The organism is Vibrio genomosp. F10 str. 9ZD137 (assembly GCF_049974785.1).
GTDB lineage: Bacteria > Pseudomonadota > Gammaproteobacteria > Enterobacterales > Vibrionaceae > Vibrio.
This window is the reverse complement of the sequence record NZ_JBNGCJ010000097.1, coordinates 1-821: the sequence shown is the minus strand read 5'-3', so window position 1 is coordinate 821 and position 821 is coordinate 1. Positions and strand designations below refer to the sequence as shown.

At 44.5% G+C, this 821-nt stretch carries 2 protein-coding genes; both read left to right on the top strand.

Annotated elements, in window-relative coordinates; translation table 11 throughout:
• Window positions 1-270, top strand: a 270-nt coding sequence (locus ACP45E_RS01260; RefSeq protein WP_141707170.1) for a ZrgA family zinc uptake protein, incomplete at its 5' end; no start/stop codon positions are given.
• A 56-nt stretch (window positions 271-326) separates the two neighbouring features.
• Window positions 327-821: ATP-binding cassette domain-containing protein (locus ACP45E_RS01255; RefSeq protein ID WP_069584613.1), on the top strand; the 495-nt coding region annotated here is incomplete at its 3' end.

Below are 821 nucleotides of genomic sequence, written 5' to 3'. Positions count from 1 at the left end.
AAACACGAACATCATGACCATGACCATGACAAGCATGGACATCACGATGATGGCAAACACGAACATCACGACCATGATCACAGTGATGGGCACGGAACCTTCACCGTTGAGTACCATTTTCATTGTGATGACATAAACAAGCTGCAAACTATCTCGACAGATTGGTTTACATTGTTTGAACCAACTCAATCGATCAGTGTCAACTTACTCACAGATAAAGCACAATCCGCGACTAAGTTAACGCCAAAAAACAACACACTATCTTTCTAACCTGTTTTGTTAGGGGGTGATTCCCCCTAACAAACTTTCAATGATTGGAATTTGAGATGGACAGCACCCTGTCTGATGCCGTGACTCCGGTTGTCAACATTACGAACTTACGTTTCTCTTGGCCGAATGCCCGCCAAGCGACTTTAGATATCCCTGAATTCTCTATTTTAGAAGGTGAACACGTCTTCATTAAAGGTCCCAGTGGCTGCGGAAAATCGACACTTCTAGGATTGCTTACTGGTATCAACCAAGTTCAACAAGGCCGAGTGGATGTGCTAGGGACGGAGATTAGAGCGCTAAGCCCAAGCTTACGCGATAAATTCCGAGCAGATAATATCGGGTATATTTTTCAGCAATTTAACTTATTGCCTTATTTAAGCGTGATTGAAAATGTCACTTTACCCTGCCAATTTTCCTCTCGACGCAAGCAGCAACTACAACAATCGATGCAGCAAGAAGCGAAGGACCTATTGAGCCGTTTGCACTTGCCTCAAGATCTCCTCGACAAGCCAGTGATTGAACTCAGTATCGGCCAGCAACAGCGTGTGGCA